Consider the following 25,930-nt stretch of genomic DNA (forward strand, 5'->3'; position numbering starts at 1 on the left):
ATCACTACTCAAATAGCGCGAAGCCAGGCTCAACAGTCACCACGGACCATTTGCAATGGTGAACAATATGACCGACTTAACCGCGCAAGAAGCCGCCTGGCAGACCCGGGATCATCTGGATGACCCAGTCATTGGCGAACTGCGCAACCGTTTTGGGCCGGATGCCTTTACTGTTCAGGCTACCCGCACCGGGGTACCCGTTGTTTGGGTGAAGCGTGAGCAATTGCTGGAAGTTGTCGATTTCCTTAAGAAATTGCCAAAACCGTACGTCATGCTGTTTGACTTACACGGCATGGATGAACGTCTGCGTACCCACCGCCAGGGTCTCCCTGCTGCGGATTTTTCCGTTTTCTACCACCTGATCTCAATAGACCGTAATACGGATATCATGCTCAAGGTGGCATTGTCTGAAAACGACATGCATCTGCCGACGATCACCAAACTTTTCCCGAACGCGAACTGGTATGAGCGTGAAACATGGGAAATGTTCGGCATGACCTTCGACGGCCACCCGCATCTGACGCGCATCATGATGCCGCAGACTTGGACCGGCCACCCGCTGCGTAAAGACTACCCTGCGCGTGCAACCGAATTCGATCCGTTTGAGCTGACCAAAGCCAAGCAGGACCTGGAAATGGAAGCGCTGACCTTCAAGCCGGAAGACTGGGGCATGAAGCGCGGTACCGACAACGAGGACTTTATGTTCCTTAACCTCGGTCCAAACCACCCGTCTGCGCACGGTGCATTCCGTATTATCCTTCAGCTTGATGGCGAAGAGATTGTCGACTGCGTTCCGGACATCGGCTACCACCACCGTGGCGCTGAAAAGATGGGCGAGCGTCAGTCCTGGCACAGCTACATTCCGTATACCGACCGTATTGAGTACCTCGGCGGCTGCGTCAACGAAATGCCATACGTGCTGGCCGTTGAGAAACTGGCGGGTATCGTTACGCCGGATCGCGTTAACGTGATTCGCGTTATGCTGTCAGAACTGTTCCGTATCAACAGCCACCTGCTGTACATCTCCACGTTCATTCAGGACGTCGGCGCGATGACCCCGGTCTTCTTCGCCTTTACCGACCGTCAGAAAATCTACGATCTGGTGGAAGCGATTACCGGTTTCCGTATGCACCCTGCCTGGTTCCGTATCGGCGGCGTGGCACACGATCTGCCGCGCGGCTGGGACCGTCTGCTGCGTGAGTTCCTCGACTGGATGCCAAAACGTCTGGCGTCATACGAGAAAGCCGCGCTGCGTAACACCATCCTGAAAGGCCGTTCCCAGGGCGTTGCTGCCTACGGCGCGAAAGAAGCGCTGGAGTGGGGTACGACAGGTGCAGGCCTGCGTGCGACCGGTATTGATTTCGACGTGCGTAAAGCCCGTCCTTACTCTGGCTACGAGAACTTCGACTTTGAAGTCCCGGTGGGCGGCGGTGTTTCCGACTGCTACACCCGCGTGATGCTGAAAGTGGAAGAGCTGCGCCAGAGTCTGCGCATCCTTGAGCAGTGCCTCAACAACATGCCGGAAGGCCCGTTCAAGGCGGATCACCCGCTGACGACGCCGCCACCGAAAGAGCGCACGCTGCAGCATATCGAAACCCTGATCACCCACTTCCTGCAGGTTTCCTGGGGTCCGGTCATGCCGGCGCAAGAATCCTTCCAGATGATTGAAGCGACCAAGGGTATTAACAGTTACTACCTGACCAGTGACGGCAGCACCATGAGCTACCGTACCCGCGTGCGTACGCCGAGCTTTGCGCACCTGCAGCAGATCCCGTCCGCCATCCGCGGCAGTCTGGTCTCCGACCTGATTGTGTATCTGGGTAGTATCGATTTTGTTATGTCAGATGTGGACCGCTAATTATGCACGAGAATCAACAACCACAAACCGAGGCTTTTGAGCTGAGTGAAGCAGAACGTGCCGCCATTGAGCACGAGATGCACCACTACGAAGACCCGCGTGCGGCGTCCATTGAAGCGCTGAAAATCGTACAGAAACAGCGTGGTTGGGTGCCGGATGGGGCGATCTATGAGATCGCGAAAGTGCTGGGTATTCCGGCAAGTGACGTAGAAGGCGTAGCCACGTTCTACAGCCAGATCTTCCGTCAGCCGGTCGGCCGCCATGTGATCCGCTACTGTGACAGCGTTGTCTGCCACATCACCGGTTATCAGGGCATTCAGGCTGCGATTGAGAAAAAGCTCAATATCAAGCCGGGCCAGACCACGTTCGATGGACGCTTTACCCTGCTGCCAACCTGCTGCCTGGGTAACTGCGACAAGGGGCCGACCATGATGATTGATGAGGATACTCACAGCCATCTGACGCCGGAAGCGATTCCTGACCTGCTGGAGCAGTACAAATGAAAACTGTAATTCGTACTGCTGAGACGCATCCGCTGACCTGGCGTCTGCGCGATGACAAACAGCCGGTATGGCTCGACGAATACCAGAGCAAAAACGGCTATGCCGGCGCGCGTAAAGCCCTTGGCGGCATGGCGCCGGATGACATCGTTAACGCGGTGAAAGACTCCGGCCTGAAAGGGCGCGGCGGTGCGGGCTTCTCCACCGGTCTGAAGTGGAGCCTGATGCCGAAAGACGAATCCATGAACATCCGTTACCTGCTGTGTAACGCCGATGAAATGGAGCCGGGCACCTATAAAGACCGCCTGCTGATGGAACAGCTGCCGCACCTGCTGGTGGAAGGCATGCTGATCTCCGCGTTTGCGCTGAAAGCGTACCGTGGCTACATCTTCCTGCGCGGTGAGTACATCGAAGCAGCGGAAAACCTGCGTCGCGCGATTGCCGAAGCCACCGAAGCGGGCCTGCTGGGTAAAAACATCCTGGGCACCGGCTTTGACTTTGAACTGTTCGTGCACACCGGCGCAGGGCGTTATATCTGCGGCGAAGAAACCGCGCTGATTAACTCCCTGGAAGGCCGCCGCGCGAACCCGCGTTCCAAGCCACCGTTCCCGGCAAGTTCCGGCGTATGGGGTAAACCGACCTGCGTAAACAACGTTGAAACCCTGTGTAACGTTCCGGCTATCCTCGCCAACGGCGTGGAGTGGTATCAGGGCATCTCCTCAAGCAAAGATGCCGGTACCAAGCTGATGGGCTTCTCTGGTCGCGTTAAAAATCCTGGCGTCTGGGAACTGCCGTTCGGTACCACCGCACGTGAAATTCTTGAGGACTACGCTGGCGGCATGCGCGATGGCCTGAAATTCAAAGCCTGGCAGCCGGGTGGGGCAGGGACCGACTTCCTGACCGAAGCCCATCTTGACCTGCCAATGGAATTCGAAAGCATTGGTAAAGCAGGCAGCCGTCTGGGTACGGCGCTGGCGATGGCCGTCGACCACGAGATCGGCATGGTCTCGCTGGTGCGTAACCTGGAAGAGTTCTTCGCCCGCGAGTCCTGCGGCTGGTGCACACCGTGCCGTGATGGCCTGCCGTGGAGCGTGAAGATCCTGCGTGCAATCGAACGTGGCGAAGGCCAGCCTGGGGATATCGAGACGCTTGAGCAACTGTGTCGATTCTTAGGCCCGGGTAAAACCTTCTGTGCCCACGCACCGGGTGCCGTCGAACCTCTGCAGAGCGCGATCAAATATTTCCGCGACGAGTTCGAAGCAGGCATCAAGCAGCCGTTCAGCAATACCCATGCTATCAATGGGATTCAGCCGAACCTGCTTAAAGCGCGCTGGTAACGACAAGAATTTTGATTAACGCTCGGTTTCGACCGAGCCAACTGGAAGCATGCTAATGGCTACGATTCATGTAGACGGCAAAGAATACGAAGTCAACGGGGCGGACAACCTGCTGGAAGCTTGTCTGTCTCTTGGCCTCGATATTCCGTACTTTTGCTGGCATCCGGCGCTGGGCAGCGTCGGTGCTTGCCGCCAGTGTGCGGTGAAGCAATATCAAAACGCGGAAGACACGCGTGGTCGCCTGGTGATGTCCTGTATGACGCCAGCCACCGAAGGCACTTTTATTTCGATTGATGACGAAGAAGCGAAACAGTTCCGCGAAAGCGTTGTGGAATGGTTGATGACCAACCACCCGCACGACTGTCCGGTCTGTGAAGAGGGCGGTAACTGCCACCTTCAGGATATGACCGTGATGACCGGCCACAGCTTCCGTCGCTATCGCTTTACCAAGCGTACCCACCGTAACCAGGACCTGGGGCCGTTCATCTCTCACGAAATGAACCGCTGCATCGCCTGCTACCGCTGCGTGCGTTACTACAAAGACTACGCAGACGGTCAGGATCTGGGCGTATATGGCGCGCACGATAACGTCTACTTCGGTCGTCCGGAAGACGGTACGCTTGAAAGCGAATTCTCCGGTAACCTGGTAGAAATCTGCCCGACCGGTGTATTCACGGATAAAACTCACTCCGAGCGTTACAACCGCAAATGGGACATGCAGTTTGCGCCAAGCATCTGCCAGCAGTGTTCCCTCGGCTGTAACACCAGCCCGGGTGAGCGTTACGGCGAGCTGCGTCGTATCGAAAACCGTTACAACGGCACCGTTAACCACTACTTCCTCTGCGACCGCGGTCGTTTCGGCTATGGCTATGTGAACCTGAAAGACCGTCCGCGTCAGCCGGTTCAGCGCCGTGGCGACGACTTCATTACCCTGAACGCTGAACAGGCGATGCAGGGCGCGGCAGATATTCTGCGCCAGTCGAAGAAAGTGATCGGTATCGGCTCCCCGCGCGCCAGCATCGAAAGCAACTTCGCGCTGCGCGAGCTGGTTGGCGCGGAAAACTTCTATACCGGTATCGCCCAGGGCGAGCAGGAACGTCTGCAGCTGGTACTGAAAGTGCTGCGTGAAGGCGGTATTCATACCCCTGCGCTGCGCGAAATCGAATCTTATGATGCGGTCCTGGTGCTGGGTGAAGACCTGACGCAGACGGGCGCACGTGCGGCTCTGGCGGTTCGTCAGGCGGTGAAGGGTAAAGCACGTGAAATGGCGGCCGCGCAGAAAGTGGCTGACTGGCAGATTGCGGCGATCCTGAACATCGGCCAGCGCGCGAAGCATCCTCTGTTTGTGACCAACGTCGACAACACCCGTCTGGACGATATCGCCGCGTGGACCTACTGCGCGCCGGTTGAAGATCAGGCGCGCCTCGGCTTTGCGATTGCCCACGCGCTGGACAGCAGCTCGCCGGCCGTTGAACTGGATCGCGACCTGCAGAACAAGGTCGACGTGATTGTTCAGGCCCTGGCAGGTGCGAAAAAACCGCTGATTATTTCCGGTACCAACGCCGGCAGCGCGGAGATCATTCAGGCGGCAGCCAACGTTGCTAAAGCCCTGAAAGGCCGCGGTGCGGACGTCGGTGTGACCATGATTGCCCGTGCGGTGAACAGCATTGGTCTGGGCATGATCGGCGGCGGCTCGCTGGAAGCAGCGTTAAGCGAACTGGAGTCCGGTGCCGCTGACGCCGTTGTGGTGCTGGAAAACGATCTGCATCGCCACGCCTCTGCCGCTCGCGTTGACGCCGCGCTCTCCAAAGCGCCGCTGGTAATGGTCATTGACCATCAGCGCACCGCGATCATGGACAAAGCGCACCTGGTGCTCTCTGCGGCAAGCTTCGCAGAAAGCGACGGTACCGTTATCAACAACGAAGGCCGCGCCCAGCGTTTCTTCCAGGTTTACGATCCGGCGTACTACGACAGCAACACCGTGATGCTGGAAAGCTGGCGCTGGCTGCACTCCCTGCACAGCACCGTGCAGAGCCGTGAAGTGGACTGGACGCAGCTCGACCACGTTATCGACGCGGTAGTGGAAAAACTGCCTCAGCTGGCAGGCATTAAAGATGCCGCACCTGAAGCAAGCTTCCGCATTCGCGGCCAGAAACTGGCGCGTGAACCGCACCGTTACAGCGGCCGTACCGCGATGCGCGCCAATATCAGCGTGCACGAACCGCGCCAGCCGCAGGATAAAGACACCATGTTCGCCTTCTCTATGGAAGGGAACAACCAGCCGTCTGCGCCGCGTTCGCAAATCCCATTCGCATGGGCGCCGGGCTGGAACTCCCCGCAGGCATGGAACAAGTTCCAGGCTGAAGTGGGTGGCTCCCTGCGTCACGGCGATCCGGGCGTGCGTCTGATTGAAGCCTCCGAAACCGGTCTGGACTTCTTCACCGCCGTACCGGCGAGCTTCCAGGCGCAGGATGGCAGCTGGCGTATCGCGCCGTACTACCATCTGTTCGGTAGCGACGAGCTGTCTCAGCGTTCGCCTGTCTTCCAGACCCGTATGCCGCAGCCTTACATCAAGCTCAACCCGGCGGATGCCGCGAAGCTTGGCGTAAACGCGGGCGCGAACATCGCCTTTAGCTATGACGGCCAGACAATCAGCCTGCCGCTGATTATCTCCGAAGGTCTGACAGCAGGGCAGGTGGGTCTGCCGATGGGTATGCCTGGCATCGCGCCGGTTCTGGCGGGTGCGCGTCTTGATAATCTGCAGGAGGCAAAAGCATGAGTTGGTTAACGCCGGATCTTATCGACATCCTGCTGAGCATTCTGAAAGCGATCGTTATCCTGCTGGTGGTGGTCACCTGCGGCGCGTTCATGAGCTTTGGTGAACGTCGTCTGCTCGGTCTGTTCCAGAACCGTTACGGACCGAACCGCGTGGGCTGGGGTGGTTCACTCCAGCTGGTCGCGGACATGATCAAGATGTTCTTTAAAGAGGACTGGATCCCACGCTTCTCTGACCGTGTGATCTTTACTCTGGCACCGATGATCGCCTTCACCTCGCTGCTGCTGGCGTTTGCTATCGTTCCGGTCAGCCCGACCTGGGTGGTCGCTGACCTGAACATCGGCATTCTGTTCTTCCTGATGATGGCAGGCCTCGCGGTGTACGCGGTGCTGTTCGCAGGCTGGTCCAGTAACAACAAATACTCGCTGCTGGGTGCGATGCGTGCTTCCGCGCAGACGCTGAGCTACGAAGTGTTCCTGGGTCTCTCCCTGATGGGCGTGGTGGCGCAGGCCGGTTCATTCAACATGACCGACATCGTCAATAACCAGGCTGACATCTGGAACGTTATCCCGCAGTTCTTTGGGTTTATTACCTTTGCTATCGCGGGCGTGGCGGTGTGTCACCGTCACCCGTTTGACCAGCCAGAAGCCGAACAGGAACTGGCCGACGGTTACCACATCGAATATTCCGGTATGAAATTCGGTCTGTTCTTCGTGGGCGAGTACATCGGTATCGTCACCATTTCCGCGTTGATGGTAACGCTGTTCTTCGGTGGCTGGCATGGCCCGTTCTTACCGCCGTTCATCTGGTTCGCGCTGAAAACCGCGTTCTTCATGATGATGTTCATTTTGATTCGCGCAGCGTTACCGCGTCCGCGTTATGACCAGGTAATGTCCTTCGGCTGGAAAGTGTGCCTGCCGCTGACGCTCGTCAACTTGTTGGTAACGGCGGCTGTCATTCTCTGGCAGCAGCCATAAGGGGCTATAGACCATGACCTTAAAAGAATTACTGGTAGGCTTTGGTACCCAGGTACGCAGTATCTGGATGATCGGCCTGCACGCGTTTGCCAAACGCGAAACCCGGATGTACCCGGAAGAGCCGGTATATCTGCCGCCGCGCTACCGTGGCCGTATCGTGCTGACGCGCGACCCGGACGGTTCCGAGCGCTGCGTTGCCTGTAACCTGTGTGCGGTAGCGTGTCCGGTCGGCTGTATCTCTCTGCAGAAAGCAGAGACGGTAGACGGCCGCTGGTACCCTGAGTTCTTCCGCATCAACTTCTCACGCTGCATTTTCTGCGGTCTGTGTGAAGAAGCGTGCCCAACCACGGCGATTCAGCTGACTCCAGACTTCGAGCTGGGTGAGTACAAGCGTCAGGACCTGGTGTACGAGAAAGAGGATCTGCTGATTTCCGGTCCGGGCAAATACCCGGAATATAACTTCTACCGGATGGCGGGTATGGCAATCGACGGCAAAGATAAGGGCGAAGCAGAGAACGAAGCTAAGCCTATCGACGTCAAGAGCCTGTTACCGTAAGGAGAGGGCAATGGAATTCGCTTTTTATATCTGTGGCCTTATCGCCATCCTGGCTACGCTGCGAGTGATTACGCACACCAATCCGGTGCATGCGCTGCTGTACTTAATCATCTCGCTGCTGGCCATTTCCGGGGTGTTCTTCGCACTGGGCGCGCACTTCGCCGGTGCGCTGGAAATCATCGTCTACGCCGGGGCCATCATGGTGCTGTTCGTGTTCGTGGTGATGATGCTGAACCTGGGCGGCTCTGAAATTGAGCAGGAACGTCAGTGGTTAAAACCGCAGGTGTGGATTGGCCCGGCAATTTTGTCGGCCATCATGCTGGCGGTGATTGTTTACGCCATTCTGGGCGTCAACGATCAGGGCATCGACGGCACGCCGATCGGCGCTAAAGAGGTTGGTATTACCCTCTTTGGCCCATACGTTCTGGCGGTTGAACTGGCCTCAATGCTGCTGCTGGCAGGTCTGGTTGTTGCTTTCCACGTTGGCCGCGAAGAGCGTGCTGGCGAGGTGCTGAGCAACCGCACTGACGACCGCGCGAAAAGAAAAACGGAGGAGCGCGCATGATCCCCTTAACACATGGACTGATCCTCGCTGCGATTTTATTCGTTCTGGGTCTGACCGGTCTGGTTATCCGCCGCAATCTGCTGTTTATGCTGATCGGTCTGGAAATCATGATTAACGCCTCCGCGCTGGCCTTCGTGGTCGCCGGAAGCTACTGGGGCCAGACCGATGGTCAGGTGATGTACATTCTCGCCATCAGCCTCGCGGCTGCCGAAGCGAGTATTGGCCTGGCGCTGTTGCTGCAGCTCCATCGTCGCCGCCAGAACCTGAACATCGATTCAGTAAGTGAGTTGCGTGGATGAACATGCTTGCCTTAACCATTATTTTTCCGCTGATTGGCTTCGTGCTGCTGGCGTTTTCTCGCGGCCGCTGGTCTGAGAATCTGTCTGCGACCGTGGGCATTGGCTCCATCGGTCTGGCTGCGCTGGTGACGGCGTATGCGGGTATCGACTTCTTTAACAACGGACGTCAGCCTTTCAGCGTGCCGCTGTGGACCTGGATGTCGGTCGGTGATTTCAACATCGGCTTCAACCTGGTGCTGGACGGCCTCTCGCTGACCATGCTCTCCGTGGTCACCGGCGTGGGCTTCCTGATCCACATGTTCGCCTCCTGGTATATGCGCGGTGAAGAGGGTTACTCCCGCTTCTTCGCCTACACCAACCTGTTTATCGCCAGCATGGTTGTTCTGGTGCTGGCCGATAACCTGCTGCTGATGTATCTGGGCTGGGAAGGCGTAGGTCTGTGTTCTTACCTGCTGATCGGTTTCTACTACACCGATCCGAAGAATGGCGCAGCGGCCATGAAAGCGTTCGTCGTGACCCGCGTGGGTGACGTCTTCCTCGCTTTCGCGCTGTTCATTCTTTACAACGAACTGGGCACGCTGAACTTCCGCGAAATGGTGGAACTGGCGCCGGCGCACTTCGCTGCTGGCAACAACATGCTGTGGTGGGCAACGCTGATGCTGCTGGGTGGCGCCGTGGGTAAATCCGCGCAGCTGCCGTTGCAGACCTGGCTGGCCGACGCGATGGCGGGTCCAACCCCTGTCTCCGCGCTGATCCACGCCGCAACCATGGTAACCGCCGGTGTCTACCTGATTGCGCGTACCCATGGCCTGTTCCTGATGACCCCGGAAATTCTGCATCTGGTGGGTATCGTCGGTGCGGTCACGCTGGTGCTGGCAGGCTTTGCCGCGCTGGTGCAGACCGACATCAAACGTGTTCTCGCGTATTCCACCATGAGCCAGATTGGTTACATGTTCCTGGCGCTGGGCGTTCAGGCGTGGGACGCAGCCATTTTCCACCTGATGACGCACGCGTTCTTTAAAGCGCTGCTGTTCCTCTCATCCGGTTCCGTGATCCTGGCCTGCCATCACGAGCAGAACATCTTCAAGATGGGCGGACTGCGTAAGTCCATTCCGCTGGTGTATGTCTGCTTCCTGGTGGGCGGCGCGGCGCTGGCGGCACTGCCGCTGATTACCGCGGGCTTCTTCAGTAAGGACGAAATCCTTGCGGGTGCCATGGCGAATGGTCATATCAATCTGATGGTTGCGGGTCTGGTCGGTGCGTTCATGACCTCCCTGTATACCTTCCGTATGATTTTCATCGTATTCCACGGTAAAGAACAAATTCACGCTCACGCAGGGAAGGGGATCACCCACCACCTGCCGCTGATTGTGCTGCTGGTACTGTCCACCTTCGTTGGCGCGATGATTGTGCCACCGCTGCAGGGCGTACTGCCAGACACCACCGAGCTTGAGCACGGTCGCGTTCTGACGCTTGAAATCACCTCCGGTGTGGTCGCTATCGCGGGCATCCTGATCGCTGCATGGCTGTGGCTGGGCAAACGTACGCTGGTGACTGCCGTTGCCAACAGTGCGCCGGGCCGTCTGCTGGGCACCTGGTGGTACAACGCGTGGGGCTTCGACTGGCTGTACGACATGATCTTCGTTAAGCCGTTCCTGGGCATTGCGTGGCTGCTGAAGCGCGACCCACTGAACAGCCTGATGAATATCCCGGCGATCCTTTCCCGCTTTGCAGGTAAAGGCCTGCTGTACAGCGAGAACGGTTACCTGCGCTGGTATGTGGCGTCCATGAGCATCGGTGCGGTTGTCGTGCTGGCGCTGCTGATGGTGTTGCGTTGATCGTTAAGTGAATTTTATTCGAATTCGTTGAAAATCAGGCCCCTGCTGGGGGCCTTAAAAAGGAATGTAAATCGCCATGTTACTACCCTGGCTAATATTAATTCCCTTCATCGGCGGCTTCCTGTGCTGGCAGACTGAACGCTTTGGCGTGAAGATGCCGCGCTGGATCGCGCTGATCACCATGGGATTGACGCTCGCGCTTGGCCTGCAACTGTGGTTGCAGGGCGGTTACTCACTGACCCAGTCTGCAGGCATTCCGCAGTGGCAGTCTGAGTTCATCCTGCCGTGGATCCCGCGTTTCGGCATTACGATCCACCTGGCGATTGACGGTCTGTCGCTGCTGATGGTGGTGCTGACCGGTCTGCTCGGCGTTCTGGCGGTACTTTGCTCCTGGCGAGAAATCGAAAAATACCAGGGCTTCTTCCACCTGAACCTGATGTGGATCCTGGGCGGCGTGATCGGCGTGTTCCTTGCCATCGACATGTTCCTGTTCTTCTTCTTCTGGGAGATGATGCTGGTGCCGATGTACTTCCTGATCGCGCTGTGGGGCCACAAGGCGTCCGACGGTAAAACGCGTATCACGGCGGCAACCAAGTTCTTCATCTATACCCAGGCGAGTGGTCTGGTGATGTTGATTGCTATTCTGGCGCTGGTGTTTGTTCACCACAACGCGACCGGAACCTGGACCTTCAACTACGAAGATCTGCTGAAAACGCCAATGTCCCACGGCGTTGAATACCTGCTGATGCTGGGCTTCTTCATCGCGTTCGCGGTGAAAATGCCGGTTGTTCCGCTGCACGGCTGGCTGCCAGACGCGCACTCTCAGGCACCAACGGCGGGTTCCGTTGACCTGGCGGGCATCTTGCTGAAAACGGCGGCCTACGGTCTGCTGCGTTTCGCACTGCCGCTGTTCCCGAATGCCTCCGCTGAGTTCGCACCGATTGCCATGTGGCTGGGTGTGATCGGTATCTTCTACGGTGCCTGGATGGCCTTCACGCAGTACGACATCAAGCGTCTGATTGCCTACACATCCGTTTCCCACATGGGCTTCGTGCTGATTGCTATCTACACCGGCAGCCAGCTGGCGTACCAGGGCGCGGTGATCCAGATGATTGCGCACGGTTTGTCCGCAGCCGGCCTCTTCATCCTGTGCGGTCAGCTGTACGAACGTCTGCATACCCGCGACATGCGCATGATGGGCGGCCTGTGGAGCAAAATTAAATGGCTGCCAGCGCTGTCCATGTTCTTTGCAGTGGCTACCCTGGGGATGCCGGGTACCGGTAACTTCGTCGGCGAATTTATGATTCTGTTCGGCAGCTTCAAAGTGGTACCGGTGATTACCGTGATCTCCACCTTTGGTCTGGTGTTCGCTTCCGTGTATTCGCTGGCGATGCTGCACCGCGCCTACTTCGGTAAAGCGAAGAGCGAAATTGCTGCACAAGAACTGCCGGGGATGTCGCTGCGTGAGCTGTTCATCATCCTGCTGCTGGTCGTACTGCTGGTGCTGCTGGGCTTCTTCCCACAGCCGATTCTGGATACCTCGCATAGCGCGATGGGTAACATCCAGCAGTGGTTTGTTAATTCTGCTTCTACTACAAGGCCGTAATTCGCCATGACAATAACTCCACAACAACTGATCGCGCTGCTACCGCTGCTGATCGTCGGATTGACGGTGGTGGTTGTGATGCTCTCCATTGCGTGGCGACGCAATCACTTCCTGAATGCCACGCTGTCGGTCATCGGCCTGAACGCCGCGTTAGTCTCTCTCTGGTTTGTTGGCCAGGGTGGGGCGATGGACGTCACCCCGCTGATGCGCGTTGACGGTTACGCCATGCTGTATACCGGTCTGGTGCTGCTGGCGAGCCTGGCAACCTGTACCTTTGCGTACCCGTGGCTCGAAGGCTACAACGACAACAAAGAAGAGTTTTACCTGCTGGTTCTGATTGCCGCGCTGGGCGGCATTCTGCTGGCGAATGCGAACCACCTGGCCGCGCTGTTCCTCGGTATTGAGCTGATCTCTCTGCCGCTGTTCGGCCTGATTGGTTACGCCTTCCGTCAGAAGCGCTCCCTGGAAGCAAGCATCAAGTACACCATTCTGTCTGCTGCGGCATCCTCGTTCCTGCTGTTTGGTATTGCGCTGCTGTACGCACAGTCCGGTAACCTCTCTTTCATGGCGCTCGGCAAGAGCCTCGGTGACGGCATGCTGCATGAGCCGCTGCTGCTGGCGGGTCTGGGCATGATGATTGTTGGCCTCGGCTTCAAACTCTCTCTGGTGCCGTTCCACCTGTGGACGCCAGACGTATACCAGGGCGCCCCGGCTCCTGTATCGACCTTCCTGGCGACGGCGAGCAAGATCGCTATCTTCGGTGTGGTCATGCGTCTGTTCCTGTACGCGCCTGTGGGTGACAGCGAAGCGGTTCGCGTGGTGCTGGGCATTATCGCGTTCGTCTCCATCATCTTCGGTAACCTGATGGCGCTGAGCCAGACCAACATCAAGCGTCTGCTGGGCTACTCGTCTATCTCTCATCTGGGCTACCTGATGGTGGCGCTGATTGCGCTGCAGAGCGGCGAGATGTCAATGGAAGCCGTGGGCGTGTATCTGGCCGGTTACCTGTTCAGCAGCCTCGGCGCCTTCGGCGTGGTGAGCCTGATGTCCAGCCCGTACCGTGGCCCGGATGCCGATTCACTGTTCTCCTACCGTGGTCTGTTCTGGCACCGTCCGATCCTGTCCGCGGTAATGACCGTGATGATGCTCTCTCTGGCAGGTATCCCGATGACGCTCGGCTTTATCGGTAAGTTCTACGTGCTGGCCGTCGGTGTGCAGGCGCACCTGTGGTGGCTGACCGCGGGCGTGGTTATCGGCTCCGCGATTGGTCTCTACTACTACCTGCGTGTTGCCGTGAGCCTGTACCTGAGCGCGCCTCAGCAGCTCAACCGTGATGCCCCAACCAACTGGCAGTACAGCGCCGGTGGTATCGTCGTGCTTATCTCCGCACTGCTGGTGCTGATCTTCGGTATCTATCCGCAGCCGCTGATTGATATCGTGCAGCGAGCGATGCCGCTGATGTAAGGTGAAAGCAAAAAGGCAACGAAAGTTGCCTTTTTTAATGTTTGCGCCCTCTCCCGGTGGGAGAGGGACGGGGTGAGGGCACCAGCCCGCACGTAACGAAAAAACCCGCCTCGGCGGGTTTTTTTATGGTTTGCCCAGCGGCGCTACGCTTGCAGGGCCTACGGGTTTTGTAGGTCGGGTAAGCGTAGCGCCACCCGACTAAGCCAGCTGCTTGCGGCTAATCAACGGCCCGTCAATCTTCTTCATCGAGCGGTCCAGCACTTCCTCAATCACCGACGACAGTTCGTTCAGCTCAAACTTCGCCACATACCCGTCCGCCTTCACCTTGCGAATATGGTCTTCGTTGGCGTTGCCGGAAAGGGAAGAGTGGATCACGACCGGAATATCCTTCAATATCGGGTCGGTTTTGATTTTGCGCGTCAGCGTAAAACCGTCCATCTCCGGCATTTCGAGGTCGGTCAGCACCAGAGCGATCTTATCGGTGATGGGAACTCCTTCAGCCTGCGCCTGCGCCGCCAGCACGCCGATTTTTTCCCACGCGTCTTTGCCGGTGATATGCAGCTGCGCGGGGATCTCCATCGCCTGCAGACCTTTCTCCAGCATCGAGCGCGCCACCTTGGAGTCTTCCGCGACGATGGCGACAGCGCCCGGCTTGATATGGAATTTGGTGGTCTTCAGGTTCGTGGCGTGCAGATCGTGATTGGCCGGGGTGATGTCATACAGGATCTGCTCAACGTCCAGCACCATCGCCAGATCGTTGGTATCGGTCTTCTCGTCAAGACACGCAATGCTGGTGATGTAGCGACCGCTGACGGCGGTTTCCGCCGCATGCACCTGCTTCCAGTCCAGACGCATGATGTTCTCAACCGATTCCACGGCAAACGCCTGCACGCTGCGCGCATATTCGGTGATCAGCAGGATGTTCAGCCCGGTGGTGGGCTTACAGCCCGCCACGGCGGCCAGGTCAATCACCGGGATCACCTGATCGCGAATATTCACCATTCCCATCAGCGGTGACTTCATCCCGGCGGGTTTTGTGAACTCCGGCATCGGCACAATTTCACGCAGCTTAAAGACGTTAATGCCAAACAGCTCGGATTTATTTTCGTTCAGAGAGGTGCCAAGACGGAACAGCAACAGTTCAAAACGGTTCGACAGGGTCAGATTCGCCCTGTCATCAATATCTTTCTGGAAATTATCCATTCTACCCTCGAGAGAAATGCTGACCTTTTAATCGTTATCGGCATCCTGAGGGAAAAATGAAGGACTAAACGCTAACCTGAGCGAAATCTTCGGCCAGCTCACATTCCGGGAACAGCGCGCGGCACTCTGCCAGCAGGCTTGCGCATCCCCGCGCGTCGTAGCGCGAGCTGACGTGGGTGACGATGAGCCGCCCGACGCCCGCGTCACGGGCAAGCTGCGCCGCCTGACGCGTGGAGCTATGGCCCCGGCTGTTGGCTTTCTCTTCCATCGCCGTTTCAAGCGTCGCTTCATGCACCATGACGTCCACGCCCTGGGCCAGCGTGAGCGCCGCCGGGCACGGAGCCGTATCGCCAAAAATCGCCAGTTTTTTGCCGGGCTGCGGTGCGGCGAGATAATCCTGGCCGTTAATGACGCGTCCGTCCTCCAGCGTGACGGTCTCTCCGTGCTTCAGACGCTGGAACAGCGGCCCGGGTTTTACGCCGTCGGCCATCAGCGCGGCGGCATCCAGCGCGCCGGGTTTGTCATGCGCCTCAATGCGGTAGCCATAGCACTCGACAGGATGATTGAGCGGTTGAGCGGTAACCCGATAATCCCCGTCGTCGAATACCAGGCCTTCGGCAATCTCAACGACCTCCAGCGGATAATCTGTCCATGACCCGCTCAGGCGCAGCGTAGTTTCGACAAATTCACGAATACCCGCTGGCCCGTAAATCGTCAGCGGGTTGGCGTTACCGGCCATCGAGCGGCTGCACAGCAGGCCGGGAAGGCCAAATAGGTGGTCGCCATGCAGATGGGTGATAAAAATTTTATCCAGCTTGCCGGGGTGGTAAGCGGTGTGTAACAGCTGATGCTGCGTCCCTTCACCGCAGTCAAACAGCCACAGCCCGCCGCGGGTGGGATGCTTAAGATCCAGCAGGATCGCCGTCACGTTTCGTGAGCGGGTTGGCACGCCAGCGGACGTACCCAGAAAAATCAGTTCCATAACGCAATCAGCCCTTTGCCGAACGGGGAGGGGTTTAGTATAACGTGATGAACCCCAGGAAGGAGACTGACATGATCCAGTGGCAAGATTTACATCATAGCGACCTCACCGTTCATTCACTTTACGCCCTGCTGAAGCTGCGCTGTGAAGTGTTTGTTGTGGAACAGACCTGCCCGTATCAGGACATCGATGGTGATGACCTTGTCGGTGAGAACCGCCATATCCTCGGCTGGCGGGATAACGAGCTGGTGGCGTATGCGAGGATTCTGAAAAGCGAAGACGATTTTGAGCCCGTCGTCATTGGCCGCGTCATCATTAGCGGCAAAGCGCGAGGGGAAAAACTGGGCTATCAGCTGATGGAAAAAACGCTGGAGGCGTGCCGGAAACAGTGGCCGGACAAGGCGTTATACCTCGGCGCGCAGGCGCATCTTCAATCCTTTTACGGGCACTTTGGCTTTGCGCCAGTGACGGAGGTATACGATGAAGATGGCATTCCGCACGTCGGCATGGCGCGAGAAGTGAAACAGGCGTAATGGCATCTCGTTGGCTATAGTTAGCGGACTGGTGTACTAACATGGAGAAAAATATGTCATTTCAATCCTGGGATACCCGTATCGACGACGACCTGGCCTTGCTGAGCGAAACGCTGGAAGAGGTGCTACGTTCCTCGGGCGACCCTGCCGATCAGAAATATATTGAGCTAAAAGCCCGTGCCGAGCAGGCGCTGCATGAAGTGAAAAACCGTGTCAGCCATGCGTCAGATACTTACTACTACCGTGCCAAAAAAGCGGTGTATCGTGCCGATGACTACGTGCATGAAAAACCGTGGCAGGGTATTGGGGTGGGTGCTGCCGTGGGCCTGGTGCTGGGGCTGCTGTTAGCCCGTCGTTAAGCCGCTTAACCACTCCCTATACGTGGGTACTGCTATTTATGGTCAGTACCCCGTATAATACGAGGTTTTAACAGGGAGAGGTTCGCGTGAATTCGATTTTCCTCGCGCTGGAGCAACTGCGTACCCAGCTATCGCAAGCGTTACCCGCAGCACCCGGCATACGTCATTTCGACGTCTCTTTCCCGTTAAACGACGCCTTCGATCCCCTCGCCTGGCTGGGCGAGCAGCAGTGTTATCCGCAGTTTTACTGGCAGCAGCGTAACGGCGATGAAGAGCTGGCCGCGCTGGGGGCGGTCAACCAATTTTCCTCTCTGGCATTAGCCTCGCAGTTTTTGCGCGAGCAAAATGCGGCGCAAGATACTCGCGTCTGCGGCCTGAACGCCTTTAATCCCGAACAGGGGAGCCTCTTTTTACCGCGACTGCTCTGGCGACGTACCGCCGGCAACGCCACGCTGCGCCTGCAGCTGTGGAGCGACCGCTCGCTTGTGGAGGATGCCCGCGCCGCGCTGGATTTTTTACAGCGGCTTCGTCCTGCCAAATCTATCCGTCCGCTCTCCGTGCAGGTTGAGCACGAAACCCATCAGCCGCAGCAGGCCGAATGGCTGAAACTTATCCGCAGGGCGACGGAGACCATCGCGCGCGGTGAGTTTGAAAAAGTGGTGCTCGCCAGGGCAACCGATCTGCAGTTCACGCAGCGCGTTAACCCTGTCGCGCTGATGGCCGCCAGCCGCGCCCTGAATTTACATTGCTATCATTTCTGCATGGTATTCGACGCCAGCAACGCGTTTCTCGGCTCTACGCCCGAGCGTCTCTGGCGTCGGCGCGGCAAGCTGCTGCGCACGGAAGCGCTGGCGGGTACCGTCGCCAGCCACAATGATGATAAACAGGCGCAGCGTCTGGGCGAGTGGCTGCTGAACGATGATAAAAACCAGCGCGAAAATATGCTGGTGGTGGAAGATATCTGCCAGCGTCTTCAGCGCTCTACGCGGACGCTTGAGGTACTGCCCCCCCAGGTGGTACGCCTGCGTAAGGTGCAGCATTTGCGCCGCTGTATCTGGACCGAGCTGAAACAGGCCGACGACGAGCAGTGTCTGCTCATGTTACAGCCGACCGCGGCCGTTGCCGGATTACCCCGACAGCCCGCGCGCGAGTTCATCCAGAAGGTTGAACCCTTTAACCGCGAGTGGTATGCCGGTTCGGCCGGGTACTTATCCCCCGAACAGAGTGAGTTCTGCGTGGCGCTGCGCTCCGCGCGCGTTCAGGAGGACTCCCTGCGGCTCTACGCCGGCGCCGGTATTGTCAGCGGATCTGACCCGGAGCAGGAGTGGCAGGAGATTGAAAACAAAGCCGCCGGATTGCGCTCTCTGCTCCTAAGGGATTAATACAGATTCGCGCAATCCCGATTCATATCAAAATTCCAATTTTTTCTATTATTTATACTGTGTCGCATTCTTGATACCGGACAATCTCATGTCAGTAAGTTCTTTTAACCGACGCTGGGCGGCGGTGATCCTTGAAGCCCTGACGCGCCATGGCGTCAGGCACGTGTGTATTGCACCGGGTTCTCGCTCAACGCCGCTGACGCTGGCGGCCGCAGAAAACCGGGCGTTGATTCACCACACCCACTTTGATGAACGCGGCCTCGGCCATCTGGCGCTGGGTCTGGCGAAAGTCAGCAAAGAACCTGTGGCGGTGATCGTCACCTCCGGTACCGCCGTGGCGAACCTCTATCCGGCCCTGATAGAAGCCGGGTTAACGGGTGAAAGACTGATCTTACTGACGGCCGATCGTCCCCCTGAGCTTATCGACTGCGGCGCCAATCAGGCCATTCGCCAGCCGGGGCTCTTTTCTTCGCATCCTTCGCAGACGATTTCGTTACCGCGTCCCACCCAGGATATTCCGGCAAGCTGGCTGGTCTCCACTGTCGATCACGCCATGGAGACGCTGCGCAGCGGGGCGCTGCATATCAACTGCCCGTTTGCCGAGCCGCTCTACGGCGAGCTGGACGACACCGGTCTTGACTGGCAGCAGTCCCTCGGCGACTGGTGGCAGAGTGAAAAACCGTGGCTGCGCGAGCAGACGCATCTTGAGAGCGCGAAGCAGCGCGACTGGTTCTTCTGGCGGCAGAAGCGCGGCGTGGTGATTGCCGGGCGCATGAGCGCCGCCGAAGGCAAGCTGGTCGCTGAATGGGCGCAAACCCTTGGCTGGCCGCTGATTGGCGATGTGCTTTCGCAGACCGGTCAGCCGCTGCCGTGCGCCGACCTCTGGCTGGGTAATGCGAAAGCGGTCACCGAACTGGCGCAGGCGCAGATTGTGGTCCAGCTTGGATCGAGTTTGACCGGCAAACGGTTACTGCAGTGGCAGGCCACCTGCACGCCGGAAGAGTACTGGCTGGTGGATTCGCTGGAAGGGCGGCTTGACCCGGCGCACCACCGCGGCCGTCGTCTGGTCAGCAGTATCGACGCCTGGCTGACGCTTCATCCGGCTGAGAAACGCAAGCCCTGGGCGGTGGCTATACCGGACCTTTCGCGCCAGGCGTGGGAACTGACCAAAGCGCACTGCGAAGCGTTTAGCGAAGCCGGGCTGGCGCACCGCATTCGCCAGTACCTGCCTGAACAGGGGCAGCTGTTTGTCGGCAACAGCCTCGTCGTGAGGCTGATTGACGCTTTCTCGAAGCTGCCCGCGGGCTACCCGGTGTACAGCAACCGCGGTGCCAGCGGCATCGACGGGCTGATCTCCACGGCGGCGGGCGTGCAGCGCGCCAGCGCGAAATCGACGCTGGCGATCGTGGGCGATCTCTCCGCGCTCTACGATCTCAACGCGCTGGCGCTGCTGCGTCAGGCGTCTGCCCCGTTTGTGCTGATTGTGGTCAACAACAACGGTGGGCAGATTTTCTCCCTGTTGCCAACGCCGCAGAGCGAGCGCGAGCGCTTCTATCTGATGCCGCAGAACGTGCAGTTCGAACACGCCGCGGCGATGTTTAGCCTGAAATACCATCGCCCGGAAAGCTGGGAACAGCTGGACGCGGCGTTAAGCAGCGCCTGGAAACAGCCGGGCGCGACGCTGATTGAGCTGGTGGTGAATGAGGCTGACGGTGCGCAGGCCCTGCAAAGCCTGCTGGCGCAGGTGAGCCAGCTGTGATCCTCACTGGCGTGCAGCAGGCTGGCAAACCGGGCTATCCCTGGCTGGTCTTTTTGCACGGTTTTTCCGGCGACTGCCGCGAGTGGCAGAGGGTCGGTGAAGGGCTCCGCGATTATCCCCGGCTGTATCTGGATCTGCCGGGTCACGGCGGATCCCGGAATCTGGGCGTGACGGGGTTTGACGAGATGAGCACGTTGCTCACCCGAACCCTTCTTAGTTACAACATACTTAAATTCTGGCTCATCGGGTACTCCCTCGGCGGCCGCATTGCGATGTTCCATGCCTGCCAGCAGCCAAAGGGGCTGCTCGGGGTGATTGTTGAAGGTGGACATCCGGGCCTGCAGGATGCCGATGCGCGAAATGCGCGGCTGGCGTCCGACCGCCGCTGGGCAACGCGTTTTCGCACCGAACCGCTGGAGAAGGTGTTCGCTGACTGGTACCAACAGCCCGTGTTCGCCTCCCTCACGGACGCCCAGCGCGATGCGCTTATTACCCTGCGCAGCCAGAACAACGGCGCGACGCTGGCGATGATGCTTGAGACGACCTCGCTGGCCGTGCAGCCTGACCTGCGTGCCGCGCTTAGCGCACGCGATTTCTCTTTTGACTATCTCTATGGCGAACGGGATGAGAAGTTCGCGGCCCTTGCCGCGGAAGTGAACGCCGTTCGCCATGCCATTCCAGACGCCGGACACAACGCCCACCGGGAAAACCCCGATGCGGTTATCGCGAGTCTGGCTCAGATACTGCGTTATCGAATAAAGGACACTCTATGATTTACCCTGATGAAAACATGCTTTACGCCCCGGTTGAATGGCAGGACTGCTCCGAAGGCTACACCGACATTCGCTACCACAAATCCACCGACGGCATTGCCAAAATCACCATCAACCGTCCGCAGGTGCGTAACGCCTTCCGTCCGCTGACCGTGAAAGAGATGATTCAGGCTCTGGCGGATGCGCGCTACGACGATAACATCGGCGTGATTGTCCTGACCGGCGAAGGCGATAAAGCGTTCTGCTCCGGCGGCGATCAGAAAGTGCGCGGCGACTACGGCGGATACCAGGACGATGCGGGTACGCACCACCTGAACGTCCTCGATTTCCAGCGCCAGATCCGCACCTGTCCAAAACCTGTGGTGGCGATGGTGGCGGGCTACTCCATCGGTGGCGGTCACGTGCTGCACATGATGTGCGATCTGACCATCGCCGCAGAGAATGCCATCTTCGGCCAGACCGGTCCGAAAGTGGGCTCCTTCGACGGCGGCTGGGGCGCCTCGTACATGGCGCGTATCGTCGGGCAGAAAAAAGCCCGCGAAATCTGGTTCCTGTGCCGTCAGTACAACGCCCAGGAAGCGCTGGATATGGGCCTGGTGAATACCGTGGTACCGATTGCCGATCTCGAAAAAGAGACCGTTCGCTGGTGCCGCGAAATGCTGCAAAACAGCCCGATGGCGCTGCGCTGCCTGAAGGCCGCTCTCAACGCCGACTGTGACGGTCAGGCGGGTCTGCAGGAGCTGGCTGGCAATGCCACTATGCTGTTCTACATGACCGAAGAGGGTCAGGAAGGGCGCAACGCGTTTAACGAAAAACGCCAGCCGGACTTCAGCAAATACAAACGGAATCCGTAATGCGTCGCGCGCAGGTTTACCGCTGGCAGATACCGATGGACGCGGGCGTGGTGCTGCGTGAACGGCGGTTAAAAACCCGTGACGGCTTCTTCGTGCATCTGCAGCAGGACGAGCGGGAAGGCTGGGGCGAGATTTCGCCGCTGCCGGGCTTTAGCCTGGAGTCGCTGGATGACGCGCAGTCTGTATTGCTGGCGTGGGCAGACGCGTGGCGTGACGGCGCGGATCCGGCGTTGCCGGACGTGCCTTCTGCAGCTTTTGGTATCAGCTGCGCGCTGGCGGAGCTGGACGGCAGCCTGCCTGAAGAGGCTAACTACCGCGCGGCACCGCTCTGTACGGGCGATCCTGACGAGCTGTTCGCGCTGCTCTCCGCCATGCCGGGCGAGAAAGTGGCGAAAATTAAAGTCGGTCTCTACGAAGCGGTGCGCGACGGCATGGTCGCCAACCTGCTGCTGGAGGCGATCCCCGATCTTCATCTGCGTCTGGACGCTAACCGCGCCTGGACGCCGCTCAAGGCGCAGCAGTTTGCAAAGTACGTCAACCCGGCGTACCGCAGCCGCATTGCCTTCCTCGAAGAGCCGTGCAAAACCCGCGACGATTCGCGCGCGTTCGCCCGCGAAACGGGGATTGCCATCGCCTGGGATGAAAGCCTGCGCGAGGACGATTTTGAATTTGTCGCCGAGCCCGGCGTCAGCGCGGTGGTGATTAAACCAACGCTGACCGGCAGCCTGGCGAAGGTGCGAGAGCAGGTCGCGGCAGCGCATGCCTCAGGGCTGACGGCGGTCATCAGCTCGTCGATTGAGTCCAGCCTTGGGCTGACCCAGCTGGCGCGCATTGCCGCCTGGCTAACGCCGGATACGATCCCTGGCCTCGACACGCTGAACCTGATGCAGGCTCAGCTTATCCGCAGGTGGCCGGACAGCGCGCTGCCGTGCCTCAACGTCGCGGCGCTGGAGCCGTTGTTATGAGTTTTACCGATTGGCCGTGGCGGCACTGGCGCGCGCAGTTTGCTGATAAACCGGCCCTCAGGCTGAACGACGAGGTGCTCAGCTGGCAACAGCTGTGCGCCCGCGTCGACCGCCTTGCGGCAGAGTTTCACCTGCAGGGTGTGGAGGAGGGCAACGGCGTGCTGCTGCTGGCCCATAATCATCCGCAAACCCTGCTGGCGTGGCTGGCGCTGCTCCAGTGCGGGGCGCGCATTCTTCCCGTCAATCCGCAGCTGCCTCGCCCGCTGCTGGACGTGTTGCTCCCGCAGATGACGCTGCGCTTTGCGCTGGCGCTGGACGGTACCTGTGATGGTCTTCCTGCCCTGAGCATGCGCGAGCGCGCCGGGGAATATCGCGTTGCGTGGCAGCCGGCGCGGCTGGCGTCCATGACGCTGACCTCCGGCTCTACCGGGCTGCCGAAAGCAGCGGTGCATACCTGCGACGCCCATCTCGCCAGCGCGCGCGGCGTGCTGGCGCTGATGCCCTACGGCGAAGACGACGACTGGCTGCTTTCGCTGCCGCTGTTTCACGTTTCCGGCCAGGGGATTTTATGGCGCTGGCTGCAGGCCGGCGCGCGGTTAACCGTGCGCGAGAAACAGCCGCTGGCGCAGGCTTTGCGCGGCTGTACGCACGCTTCGCTGGTGCCGACCCAGCTCTGGCGTCTGCTTAATACCCACCAGCCTGTTGCACTGAAAGCGGTGCTGCTGGGCGGGGCCGCCATCCCTGTTGACTTGACGCAGCAGGCGCGCGAGCAGGGGATTCGCACCTTCTGCGGCTACGGCCTGACCGAGTTTGCCTCTACCGTCTGCGCGAAAGCGGCGGACGGCGAGCCGGACGTAGGCTATGCGCTGCCGGGCAGAGAGGTGCAGGTGGTTGACGGTGAAGTCTGGATCCGGGCAGAGAGTATGGCCTCAGGCTACTGGCGGGACGGCGAATTGGTTCCGCTGACCAACGCGCAGGGATGGTTCGCTACCCGCGATCGCGGGGAATGGCATGACGGCCGCCTGACGATCCTGGGCCGCATGGACAACCTCTTTTTTAGCGGCGGAGAAGGGATCCAGCCGGAAAGCCTTGAGCGCGTTATCGCCCGCCATCCGCAGATTAACCAGGTGTTTATCGTCCCGCTGGACGACGCCGAGTTTGGACAGCGTCCGGTGGCGGTGGTGGAGTGCGAGCCGGGAACGGATATCACCTGTTTACCTGACTGGGTCAGGGATAAGGTGGCGCGTTTTGAACAACCCGTCCGCTGGCTGCTGTTGCCGACCGAACTCAAAAATGGCGGCATTAAAGTCTCACGCCGCGCGTTGCAGCAGTGGGTGAACGCCTCGCTGAAGGGATAATAGCCGTTTCAAATAATTACAATCTACTGACCTGCCGCACGCAGAGTGCTTGATCCCCGGGAGACTCCGGTTAAAATCTCGCGGTTTTGGGACTTCTTTATAATAATTGTGCGGGATCACGACAATGAAAAAAGTGGCATTCGTGGGCTTCGGCCTGATGGTTGTATCTGCGGCGGCTAACGCCATCAGCATTAACGGATCGGCGGGTCAGGATTATACCCACCTGGGCTTTGGCATGGGTACCGAGACTTCCGGCCTGGCGATGACCGGCGGCTGGACGCATAACGATGACGACGGCGACGCGGCGAGCCTCGGCCTGGGTCTGAACGTTCCTCTTGGCCCGTTCCTGGCCACCGTCGGCGGTAAAGGTATCTATACCAACCCAAATGACGGTGACGAAGGGTACGCGGCGGCAGTGGGCGGCGGCCTGCAGTGGAAAATTGGCGACAGCTTCGGCCTGTTTGGTGAGTACTACTATTCGCCGGACTCCCTCTCAAGCGGTATCGAAAGCTATGAAGAGGCCAACGCCGGCGCGCGCTGGACCATCATGCGTCCGATTACCATCGAAGCGGGCTATCGCTATCTGAACCTGGCCGGCAAAGACGGCAACCGCGACAACGCGCTAGCCGACGGCCCGTACGTGGGCATCAGCGCAGGCTTCTAATCACTCCGGCGCGGCGTTCTGTCGCGCCAGTTTCTCTCTTCTCCACCCCGCGTTTGCGCTATAGTGTTTTGACCAAATAAGCGGGAGAACATAATGATTAACGTGGAGATGTTATCCACCGGCGACGAAGTGCTGCATGGACAAATTATTGATACCAATGCTGCCTGGCTTGCCGATCTTTTCTTTGAGCAAGGATTACCGTTAACGCGCCGCAATACGGTGGGCGACAATCTTGAGTCGCTGGTCGCTATTCTGCGCGAGCGCAGCGAACACTGTGACGTGCTGATTGTGAATGGCGGACTCGGCCCCACCGGTGACGATCTCAGCGCGCTGGCCGCCGCGACCGCAAAAGGCGAAGGGCTGGTGCTGCACGAGGCGTGGCTTTCGCAGATGGAGCGCTTTTTCACCGAACGTGGCCGCGTCATGGCCCCCAGCAACCGCAAACAGGCTGAAATTCCCGCCAGCGCCGAGCTGGTCGATAACCCGGTGGGTACCGCGTGCGGGTTTGCCATGCAGCTGAACCGCTGCCTGATGTTCTTCACGCCGGGCGTGCCCTCAGAATTTAAAGTGATGGTCGAGCAGCAGATCCTGCCGCGCCTTCGCGATCGTTTTACCCTGCCTGAACCGCCGCTGTGTCTGCGTCTGACCACCTTTGGCCGCTCGGAAAGCGATCTGGCCCAGAGCCTTGACCCTCTCCCGCTGCCGCCGGGCGTCTCCATGGGCTACCGCTCCTCCATGCCGATCATTGAGCTCAAGCTGACAGGTCCGGCCGAACAGAAAGAGGCGATGCTGGCCCTGTGGCCCGAGGTGCAGCGCGTGGCGGGCGAAAGCCTGATCTTTGAAGGGACGGAAGGGCTGCCCGCGCAGATTGCGACGCATCTGCAGTCGCGTCAGCTGAGCGTGACCTTAAGCGAGCAGTTCACCGGTGGCCTGCTAGCGCTGCAGCTGTCGCGCGTCAACGCGCCGCTGCTGGCCAGCGAAGTGGTGCCGTTCCAGCAGGAGACCCTGGCGCAAACCGCCCGCTGGGCTTCCGAGAGAAGGGTGAAGCATTTTGCCGGTCTGGCGCTGTTTGTCGGGGGGCTGGATGAGGAACACCTTAACTTCGCGCTGGCGACGCCGGAAGGCACCTGGGCCCTGCGGGTAAAAATGAGCATTACCCGCCACAGCCTAGCGGTGCGTCAGGAGGTTTGCGCCATGGTGGCGTTGAACATGCTGCGCCGCTGGCTGAATGGCAAAGAGGTTGCCAGCGAGCACGGCTGGATTAACGTTGTCGAGTCGCTGTTCGTGGAGTAAAACCATGGCCGGGGCGTTTCGCCCCGGCC

23 protein-coding genes are annotated in these 25,930 nt (G+C 59.0%); 21 read left to right on the top strand and 2 right to left on the bottom strand.

The genetic code is table 11. From position 1 onward, the window contains the following. Window positions 1-55: 55 nt before the first annotated feature. The 11 genes from nuoC to nuoN all read left to right on the top strand — a co-directional run bounded on the left by nuoC (window position 56) and on the right by nuoN (window position 13,776). Window positions 56-1,858: an NADH-quinone oxidoreductase subunit C/D gene (gene nuoC / locus USF70_RS11285; RefSeq protein WP_023312537.1), complete on the top strand. Its 1,803-nt coding sequence runs from the start codon at window positions 56-58 to the stop codon at window positions 1,856-1,858. Between the two features lie 2 nt (window positions 1,859-1,860). Then, complete coding sequence (gene nuoE / locus USF70_RS11290) at window positions 1,861-2,361, top strand: NADH-quinone oxidoreductase subunit NuoE (RefSeq protein ID WP_006176513.1); 501 nt, start codon at window positions 1,861-1,863, stop codon at window positions 2,359-2,361. Continuing rightward, the gene (nuoF, locus tag USF70_RS11295; protein ID WP_023312536.1) at window positions 2,358-3,695 is read left to right on the top strand and encodes an NADH-quinone oxidoreductase subunit NuoF; all 1,338 of its coding nucleotides are present in this window, start codon (window positions 2,358-2,360) and stop codon (window positions 3,693-3,695) included. Before nuoE ends, nuoF begins: the two co-directional genes overlap by 4 nt. 55 nt (window positions 3,696-3,750) lie before the next feature. Next, a complete protein-coding gene (nuoG, locus tag USF70_RS11300; protein WP_126327509.1) occupies window positions 3,751-6,474 on the top strand; it encodes an NADH-quinone oxidoreductase subunit NuoG in 2,724 nt (907 codons plus the stop codon). Beyond that, a complete protein-coding gene (nuoH, locus tag USF70_RS11305; RefSeq protein WP_008500211.1) occupies window positions 6,471-7,448 on the top strand; it encodes an NADH-quinone oxidoreductase subunit NuoH in 978 nt (325 codons plus the stop codon). Before nuoG ends, nuoH begins: the two co-directional genes overlap by 4 nt. A 13-nt stretch (window positions 7,449-7,461) precedes the next feature. Next, window positions 7,462-8,004 carry an NADH-quinone oxidoreductase subunit NuoI gene (nuoI, locus tag USF70_RS11310; protein ID WP_003861491.1) on the top strand — a complete coding sequence of 181 codons (543 nt, stop codon included), beginning with the start codon at window positions 7,462-7,464 and terminating at the stop codon, window positions 8,002-8,004. 10 nt (window positions 8,005-8,014) lie between these two features. Then, the gene (nuoJ, locus tag USF70_RS11315; protein ID WP_023312534.1) at window positions 8,015-8,569 is read left to right on the top strand and encodes an NADH-quinone oxidoreductase subunit J; all 555 of its coding nucleotides are present in this window, start codon (window positions 8,015-8,017) and stop codon (window positions 8,567-8,569) included. After that, complete coding sequence (gene nuoK / locus USF70_RS11320; protein ID WP_003861496.1) at window positions 8,566-8,868, top strand: NADH-quinone oxidoreductase subunit NuoK; 303 nt, start codon at window positions 8,566-8,568, stop codon at window positions 8,866-8,868. Before nuoJ ends, nuoK begins: the two co-directional genes overlap by 4 nt. Beyond that, on the top strand, window positions 8,865-10,706 hold the full coding sequence (nuoL, locus tag USF70_RS11325) for an NADH-quinone oxidoreductase subunit L (RefSeq protein WP_014884634.1): 1,842 nt from the start codon (window positions 8,865-8,867) through the stop codon (window positions 10,704-10,706). Before nuoK ends, nuoL begins: the two co-directional genes overlap by 4 nt. A 76-nt stretch (window positions 10,707-10,782) precedes the next feature. Next, a complete protein-coding gene (gene nuoM, locus USF70_RS11330; protein WP_023312532.1) occupies window positions 10,783-12,312 on the top strand; it encodes an NADH-quinone oxidoreductase subunit M in 1,530 nt (509 codons plus the stop codon). Window positions 12,313-12,318: 6 nt separating this feature from the next. Then, window positions 12,319-13,776: an NADH-quinone oxidoreductase subunit NuoN gene (nuoN, locus tag USF70_RS11335; protein ID WP_029740937.1), complete on the top strand. Its 1,458-nt coding sequence runs from the start codon at window positions 12,319-12,321 to the stop codon at window positions 13,774-13,776. Window positions 13,777-13,974: 198 nt separating this feature from the next. Here nuoN and USF70_RS11340 read toward each other — a convergent pair whose 3' ends face one another. Further along, on the bottom strand, window positions 13,975-14,979 hold the full coding sequence (locus USF70_RS11340) for a chemotaxis protein (RefSeq protein ID WP_033146077.1): 1,005 nt from the start codon (window positions 14,977-14,979) through the stop codon (window positions 13,975-13,977). 64 nt (window positions 14,980-15,043) lie between these two features. Then, entirely contained in the window at window positions 15,044-15,961 is a 918-nt protein-coding gene (rbn, locus tag USF70_RS11345) for a ribonuclease BN (protein WP_048980038.1), read from the bottom strand. Window positions 15,962-16,032: 71 nt separating this feature from the next. Here rbn and USF70_RS11350 point away from each other — a divergent pair, with 71 nt between their 5' ends. From USF70_RS11350 to USF70_RS11395, 10 genes are all read left to right on the top strand, one after another. Next, window positions 16,033-16,494, top strand: coding sequence for a GNAT family N-acetyltransferase (locus tag USF70_RS11350; protein WP_033146075.1), 462 nt, complete (start codon window positions 16,033-16,035; stop codon window positions 16,492-16,494). Window positions 16,495-16,547: 53 nt separating this feature from the next. After that, window positions 16,548-16,853 carry a stress response protein ElaB gene (gene elaB, locus USF70_RS11355; protein WP_008500219.1) on the top strand — a complete coding sequence of 102 codons (306 nt, stop codon included), beginning with the start codon at window positions 16,548-16,550 and terminating at the stop codon, window positions 16,851-16,853. Between the two features lie 86 nt (window positions 16,854-16,939). Beyond that, window positions 16,940-18,235: an isochorismate synthase MenF gene (gene menF, locus USF70_RS11360; RefSeq protein WP_320735638.1), complete on the top strand. Its 1,296-nt coding sequence runs from the start codon at window positions 16,940-16,942 to the stop codon at window positions 18,233-18,235. Window positions 18,236-18,323: 88 nt separating this feature from the next. Then, on the top strand, window positions 18,324-19,994 hold the full coding sequence (gene menD / locus USF70_RS11365) for a 2-succinyl-5-enolpyruvyl-6-hydroxy-3-cyclohexene-1-carboxylic-acid synthase (protein WP_048975386.1): 1,671 nt from the start codon (window positions 18,324-18,326) through the stop codon (window positions 19,992-19,994). Beyond that, on the top strand, window positions 19,991-20,767 hold the full coding sequence (menH, locus tag USF70_RS11370; RefSeq protein ID WP_087823053.1) for a 2-succinyl-6-hydroxy-2,4-cyclohexadiene-1-carboxylate synthase: 777 nt from the start codon (window positions 19,991-19,993) through the stop codon (window positions 20,765-20,767). The genes menD and menH overlap by 4 nt, the downstream gene beginning before the upstream one ends. Next, entirely contained in the window at window positions 20,764-21,621 is an 858-nt protein-coding gene (gene menB, locus USF70_RS11375) for a 1,4-dihydroxy-2-naphthoyl-CoA synthase (RefSeq protein ID WP_023312524.1), read from the top strand. Before menH ends, menB begins: the two co-directional genes overlap by 4 nt. Continuing rightward, window positions 21,621-22,586 carry an o-succinylbenzoate synthase gene (gene menC / locus USF70_RS11380; RefSeq protein WP_217071601.1) on the top strand — a complete coding sequence of 322 codons (966 nt, stop codon included), beginning with the start codon at window positions 21,621-21,623 and terminating at the stop codon, window positions 22,584-22,586. Before menB ends, menC begins: the two co-directional genes overlap by 1 nt. Continuing rightward, complete coding sequence (gene menE / locus USF70_RS11385; RefSeq protein ID WP_232937548.1) at window positions 22,583-23,944, top strand: o-succinylbenzoate--CoA ligase; 1,362 nt, start codon at window positions 22,583-22,585, stop codon at window positions 23,942-23,944. Before menC ends, menE begins: the two co-directional genes overlap by 4 nt. A gap of 124 nt (window positions 23,945-24,068) precedes the next feature. Beyond that, entirely contained in the window at window positions 24,069-24,608 is a 540-nt protein-coding gene (locus tag USF70_RS11390; RefSeq protein WP_167818405.1) for a YfaZ family outer membrane protein, read from the top strand. 93 nt (window positions 24,609-24,701) lie between these two features. Continuing rightward, a complete protein-coding gene (locus tag USF70_RS11395; protein ID WP_320735639.1) occupies window positions 24,702-25,901 on the top strand; it encodes a nicotinamide mononucleotide deamidase-related protein YfaY in 1,200 nt (399 codons plus the stop codon). Window positions 25,902-25,930 lie beyond the last annotated feature (29 nt).

Source organism: Enterobacter sp. 237C8, assembly GCF_034106865.1.
Taxonomy (GTDB): Bacteria; Pseudomonadota; Gammaproteobacteria; order Enterobacterales; family Enterobacteriaceae; genus Enterobacter; species Enterobacter asburiae_B.

Bases quoted from the DNA above. Each gene is read 5' to 3' on its own strand.
- nuoC (WP_023312537.1), top strand. From the start codon at position 56: ATGGTGAACAATATGACCGACTTAACCGCGCAAGAAGCCGCCTGGCAG.
- nuoE (WP_006176513.1), top strand. From the start codon at position 1,861: ATGCACGAGAATCAACAACCACAAACCGAGGCTTTTGAGCTGAGTGAA.
- nuoF (WP_023312536.1), top strand. From the start codon at position 2,358: ATGAAAACTGTAATTCGTACTGCTGAGACGCATCCGCTGACCTGGCGT.
- nuoG (WP_126327509.1), top strand. From the start codon at position 3,751: ATGGCTACGATTCATGTAGACGGCAAAGAATACGAAGTCAACGGGGCG.
- nuoH (WP_008500211.1), top strand. From the start codon at position 6,471: ATGAGTTGGTTAACGCCGGATCTTATCGACATCCTGCTGAGCATTCTG.
- nuoI (WP_003861491.1), top strand. From the start codon at position 7,462: ATGACCTTAAAAGAATTACTGGTAGGCTTTGGTACCCAGGTACGCAGT.
- nuoJ (WP_023312534.1), top strand. From the start codon at position 8,015: ATGGAATTCGCTTTTTATATCTGTGGCCTTATCGCCATCCTGGCTACG.
- nuoK (WP_003861496.1), top strand. From the start codon at position 8,566: ATGATCCCCTTAACACATGGACTGATCCTCGCTGCGATTTTATTCGTT.
- nuoL (WP_014884634.1), top strand. From the start codon at position 8,865: ATGAACATGCTTGCCTTAACCATTATTTTTCCGCTGATTGGCTTCGTG.
- nuoM (WP_023312532.1), top strand. From the start codon at position 10,783: ATGTTACTACCCTGGCTAATATTAATTCCCTTCATCGGCGGCTTCCTG.
- nuoN (WP_029740937.1), top strand. From the start codon at position 12,319: ATGACAATAACTCCACAACAACTGATCGCGCTGCTACCGCTGCTGATC.
- USF70_RS11340 (WP_033146077.1), bottom strand. From the start codon at position 14,979: ATGGATAATTTCCAGAAAGATATTGATGACAGGGCGAATCTGACCCTG.
- rbn (WP_048980038.1), bottom strand. From the start codon at position 15,961: ATGGAACTGATTTTTCTGGGTACGTCCGCTGGCGTGCCAACCCGCTCA.
- USF70_RS11350 (WP_033146075.1), top strand. From the start codon at position 16,033: ATGATCCAGTGGCAAGATTTACATCATAGCGACCTCACCGTTCATTCA.
- elaB (WP_008500219.1), top strand. From the start codon at position 16,548: ATGTCATTTCAATCCTGGGATACCCGTATCGACGACGACCTGGCCTTG.
- menD (WP_048975386.1), top strand. From the start codon at position 18,324: ATGTCAGTAAGTTCTTTTAACCGACGCTGGGCGGCGGTGATCCTTGAA.
- menB (WP_023312524.1), top strand. From the start codon at position 20,764: ATGATTTACCCTGATGAAAACATGCTTTACGCCCCGGTTGAATGGCAG.
- menC (WP_217071601.1), top strand. From the start codon at position 21,621: ATGCGTCGCGCGCAGGTTTACCGCTGGCAGATACCGATGGACGCGGGC.
- menE (WP_232937548.1), top strand. From the start codon at position 22,583: ATGAGTTTTACCGATTGGCCGTGGCGGCACTGGCGCGCGCAGTTTGCT.
- USF70_RS11390 (WP_167818405.1), top strand. From the start codon at position 24,069: ATGAAAAAAGTGGCATTCGTGGGCTTCGGCCTGATGGTTGTATCTGCG.
- USF70_RS11395 (WP_320735639.1), top strand. From the start codon at position 24,702: ATGATTAACGTGGAGATGTTATCCACCGGCGACGAAGTGCTGCATGGA.